This is a genomic window from Methylomonas rivi (assembly GCF_024505165.1).
Lineage (GTDB): Bacteria > Pseudomonadota > Gammaproteobacteria > Methylococcales > Methylomonadaceae > Methylomonas > Methylomonas rivi.
This window is the reverse complement of the sequence record NZ_JANIBK010000211.1, coordinates 1-4840: the sequence shown is the minus strand read 5'-3', so window position 1 is coordinate 4840 and position 4840 is coordinate 1. Positions and strand designations below refer to the sequence as shown.

At 62.0% G+C, this 4840-nt stretch carries 4 protein-coding genes; all 4 read left to right on the top strand.

The genetic code is table 11. The features are described 5' to 3' along the window. Positions 1-557: efflux RND transporter periplasmic adaptor subunit (locus tag NP596_RS19835; RefSeq protein ID WP_371927986.1), on the top strand; the 557-nt coding region annotated here is incomplete at its 5' end. After that, positions 554-3682, top strand: a complete 3129-nt coding sequence (locus NP596_RS19830; RefSeq protein WP_256617127.1) for an efflux RND transporter permease subunit — start codon at positions 554-556, stop codon at positions 3680-3682. The genes NP596_RS19835 and NP596_RS19830, both read left to right, overlap by 4 nt. A gap of 31 nt (positions 3683-3713) precedes the next feature. Then, on the top strand, positions 3714-4004 hold the full coding sequence (locus NP596_RS19825) for a hypothetical protein (protein WP_256617126.1): 291 nt from the start codon (positions 3714-3716) through the stop codon (positions 4002-4004). A 224-nt stretch (positions 4005-4228) separates the two neighbouring features. Next, complete coding sequence (locus NP596_RS19820) at positions 4229-4723, top strand: ABC transporter ATP-binding protein (protein WP_256617125.1); 495 nt, start codon at positions 4229-4231, stop codon at positions 4721-4723. Positions 4724-4840 lie beyond the last annotated feature (117 nt).

The following is a 4840-nucleotide window of genomic DNA, read 5'->3' as shown; positions in this document are numbered from 1 at the left end:
GTGTGATAGCGCGGATTTTCGCCACCGATGTTGCCGAAATCCGTTTGCCTGTCGGCATCGATCAGTTAGCCTTTCTGGATCTGCCGCTGGGCAGCCGCGACAGCCAACCGCATTGGCCCAAGGTGGCCTTGAGCGCGGAAATCGGCGGCCGCTTACGGCACTGGCAAGGCCGGATCGTACGTAGCGAGGCCGCGCTGGATAGCGGCAGCGGCCAATTGTTTCTGGTAGCGCAAGTCGAACAACCGGAACGCGCCCCGGCGGACGGCGCGCCGTTGCTGAGCGGCCTGTTCGTGCAAGCCGACATTGAGGGTGTCACCCGCGAACAGCTGTTCGCCCTGCCCCGCGGCACCTTAAACGGCTTGCAGCAGGTCAAACTGGTCGACGATAGCGACCGGTTGGAATTGCGCCGGGTTGAGGTGTTGCGTAACGAAAGCGATAGAACCATCATCCGCTCCGGACTGCGGCCCGGCGACCGGGTGGTGGTTTCCGAAATGGCGCTGCCCGTGGCCGGCATGCGGGTGGCGATAACCGAAACTCCGGCGGCGGCCACCCCATGACGAATCGCCCCGAACGCTTGCCCGGCTTGCTGGCCTGGTTCGCCGCTAACCCGGTGGCCGCCAATCTTTTGATGCTGTTGATCGTGGCCGGCGGCGTGGCGGGCATGTTCGAGGTGGACCAAGAGGTTTTTCCGCGCTTCAGCCCGCACCAGATCGAAGTGACCGCCATTTTCCCCGGCGCCGGTACCGCCGAAGTCGAAGAAGCGGTATGCATACCGATTGAAGAAGCGGTGCACGATCTGCCCGGCATCAAACACCTGCACGGCGAAATCCGCGGCGATACCTGTACCCTGGAAGTCGAAATCCTGCCGGACCGCGACCGGGAACAGATGATGGCGTTATTGCGCAGCCGGGTGCAATCGATTCGGCAGCTACCGAAACAACTGGAAAAAATCGACGTATTGCCCGCCGGCCGCAAGGACGACGACGGGGTGATTTGGGTGGCCCTGCACGGCCCGGCCGACGCCTTCGGCCTGCAACAATTCGGCGACCGGATACAACAGCAATTGGCGGCGATTCCCGGCGTCGGCCGGGTGCGCAATTACGGCGAAATCGGTTACGAAATCGGCATCGAAGTGGCTTCCGAACGGCTGCGCGAATACCGGCTGACGCTGGACGAAGTCGCTCGGGCCATCCGCAAGGCCTCCGTGGAGTTACCGGGCGGTCTGGTCAAAAACCCGGACGGCGAATTGTTGCTGCGCGTGCACGGCCAAGCCAAGGACGCCGAGGCGGTAAGCGGCTTGATCGTCAAAACCCTGCCCGACGGCAACCGGCTGCGGCTGGACCAAATCGCCACCGTCAGGGACGGCCTGGAAGAACGCTTATACAACTGGCGGCATAACGGCGAGACCGCGCAGGGCTGGGAAATCCACGCCGAGCGGAACAGCATCGCCGTGGCCCGGCAAGTCAAGGCCAGCGTAGAAGCCATGCGCGACAAGCTGCCGGAGGGCTTGCGCCTGATCACCTGGTGGGACGATTCGCAAGCCTACGACGAGCGTATCGGCACCTTGCTGGAAGACGGCCTGAGCGGGTTTTTGCTGGTTTGCCTGGTATTGACGCTGTTTCTGCGCTTGCGGGTGGCCTTGTGGGCCGGCGCCGGCATTTTCACGTCGGTGCTGGGGGCCTTCTGGCTGATGCCGATGCTGGATATTTCGCTGAATATGCTGTCCTTGTTCGGCTTTCTGCTGGCCATGGGGGTATTGGTCGATGACGCCATCATCATCGGCGAAAGCGTGCACAGCCGGCAAACCCAGGGCGGCGAGACGCCGTTGCAGGCCGCCGTGAACGGCGTGAAAGCCGTAGCCCTGCCCGTTACCCTGTCGGTGCTGATCGTGCTGGTAGCCTTTCTGCCCGGACTTTTCCTGCCCGGCTGGGCCGGCCAGCTGATGCGTCCCATCTGTCTGATCATGATCCTGACCTTGGTATTTTCCCTGATCGAGGCCTTGCTGATTTTGCCCGCGCATCTGGTGGCCGCCGCCGAAACGACCGCCAAACCGACCCGTTTGCAGCGCCTTCGCGGACGCCTCAACCGCGGTCTGGACCGCTTCGTCGACCGGGTGTACCGGCCGTTTCTGCATGCGGCCTTGAGATGGCGGTATTTGACGGTGGCCATGTTCGCCGCCCTGCTGATCCTGTGCGGCGGCTTGGTCGCCAGCGACCGGGTGCGGCAATCGGTCAACCCCGACGTTACCAAGGACAGTTTCTGGGTATCGATACGCTTGCCGCAAAGCGCGCCGTATGGCGAAACCCAGGCGCTGGCGGGCCGGGTGGAAAATGCCTTGTTTGCGTTGCGCGACGAATTGGACGCCGCGGCCCGCCAAACTCGCCCGAATGCCGGTAGCGTCATTGTCGGCGTCGAAACCATCGTGTGGGAACACGGCGCCGGCATCTGGCTGGAGTTGTCCGCCGAAGGCCGGCAACGCATCAAGGCGGAGAATTTTATCCGCGATTGGCGGCAGCGTATCGGCGATCTCGGCCGCGGCAAAGTGGATTTCATTTTCAAGGAAGGCGACCAGCCCTACGACGTGGAATTGATGCTGGGCGCCGACCAGCCGGGTATTTTAGGCGCCGCCGCCGAACAACTGAAACAGCAACTGCGGGCGATTCCCGGCGTATACGATGCGGTCGATTCCGCCGAGCCAGGCAAACCGGAAATTCATTTGACGCTGAAACCGGACGCGGAAAGATTGGGGCTGCGCCTGGATCAACTGGCCGCGCAAGTACGGCAAGGGTATTACGGCGAGGAGGTTCACCGCTTCATCCGCGGACGCAAGGAAGTCAAGGTCATGGTGCGTCTGCCCTTGCGGGAGCGGCGTTCGCTGGAGCAACTCAAGACCCAACCCATCGGCCTGCCGAACGGTTCCAGCGCGCCGTTGGCCAATTTGGCCGAAGTCGAATTGCTGCAGGGTTATGCGCGAATTCACCGGGAAGACCGACAGCGCGTGCTGAAAGTACAGGCGCGGGTCGATCCGGCCCTGGCCGACGCCAATGCGGTTTACGCCGCGCTGGAAACCGAGGTATTTCCGGGCCTGGAAAACCGCTTTCCCGGCCTGAACATCCGGATCGGCCAGCAGCGCCAGGAACAAAAGCAGCTGCTGGCGGCTTTCGGCAAAAACACCCTGCTGGCGCTGGTGGTGATTTACGCGCTGATCGCGGTGCCGTTTCGTTCCTACAGTAAACCGCTGATCTTCCTGCTGGCGGCTCCGGTGGCCTGGAGCGGCGCGATTTTGGCGCATTGGGCCGCCGGACTGCCGTTGTCGATGGAATCCCTGGTCGGCATGATCGCCGCCAGCGGAGTGGTCGTGAACGACAGCTTGGTGTTATTGGATTACATCCGCCAGCACGACGGCGACGGCAAACCCGTGGACGTTTTAATCGGCGAAGCCTGCGCGTCCCGCTTCCGCCCGATTCTGCTGGCTTTCCTGACCAACTTCGCCGGCTTCTTGCCGACGCTGCTGGAAACCAGCCCGCAGGCGCAATTTTTGATTCCCATGACCCTGTCCTTGTCGGCGGGCCTGTTAATCGGCATGACGGCCAGCTTGGTCCTGACCCCGGCCTGTTATGCGATTTTGGGGGACCGCCGGGAGCAAACGCCCCGTCCGCTCCAAAGCCAGCCGATTGCTTGACTGAATTCACAAACATAGAGGAGCCAGCCGCATGCCCAGCCCGTCCATAACAGAGCAAGCCTTAACCGAACCCGTGCAGCCGGCGCCCGTTTATCCGTCCGCGCGTTATTTTCAAATTCACTTCGAGTTTCTGCAGCAGCAGCTTCAACAGACGTTAAATCTGCTGGAGTCTTTACAAACGCAAATGCGGCAACTGGAGCAACAAACGGCGCATTGCAAGGCGAGGCAGGACATCTATGCGGTGCCGTTGCAAAGCCTGGCCGCCCATCAAGACAGCTTATCGCGCCCGCCTCGGGATTCTACAAAGGCGGGAAGGCGATAAGCCGGCCGATCGATTCCCGGCGCCGCCATGGCGCCGCTTTGCCGTCCGGCGGCATCGGCAATGTCCTCTTCCGCCGGACGGCGAACGGTCTATATCCTGTAAATTCAAGCGCGGCCATAGTATGATCGCTTCGCTCCGGTTCGGCTAAACTTGAGGACGAACTCCGCTCGTTTTCAATAACAGCCAACCCTTCAATCCACAATGCGCTCATGCCTCGATTGCCCATGAATTCCAGCCCTCCCGTCCCCATCATCTCCGTGCGCGGCGTCAACAAGACCTATGCCGGCGGTTTCCAGGCGCTCAAAAACATCGATCTGGCGATAAATCGCGGCGAAATATTCGCCTTGCTCGGCCCCAACGGCGCCGGCAAAACCACACTGATAGGCACCATCTGCGGCATTGTCAACGCCACCTCCGGCACCATCGTCGCCGACGGCCACGACAACGTGCGCGATTTCCGCGCCGCGCGGGCCGCGATCGGCTTGGTGCCCCAGGAGTTGCATACGGACGCGTTCGAGACGGCATGGGCCACGGTCAATTTCAGCCGCCGGCTGTTCGGCCGGCCGCCCAACCCCGCCTACCTGGAAAAGGTGCTGCGCGACTTGTCCCTGTGGGACAAGCGCAACGCAAAAATCATGACCCTATCCGGCGGTATGGAACGCCGGGTTCTGATTGCCAAGGCCTTGGGGCACGAGCCATCGGTCTTGTTTCTCGATTAGCCGGGGGGCGGGGTCGATGTGGAATTGCGCCACGACATGTTGCGCATGGTGCGCGAATTGCGCGCGCGGGGCACTACCATTATCCTGACCACCCACTACATCGAAGAGGCGGAAGAG

Excerpts from the sequence above, each read along its gene's own strand:
- NP596_RS19830 (WP_256617127.1), top strand. The coding sequence starts at position 554 with ATGACGAATCGCCCCGAACGCTTGCCCGGCTTGCTGGCCTGGTTCGCC.
- NP596_RS19825 (WP_256617126.1), top strand. The coding sequence starts at position 3,714 with ATGCCCAGCCCGTCCATAACAGAGCAAGCCTTAACCGAACCCGTGCAG.
- NP596_RS19820 (WP_256617125.1), top strand. The coding sequence starts at position 4,229 with ATGAATTCCAGCCCTCCCGTCCCCATCATCTCCGTGCGCGGCGTCAAC.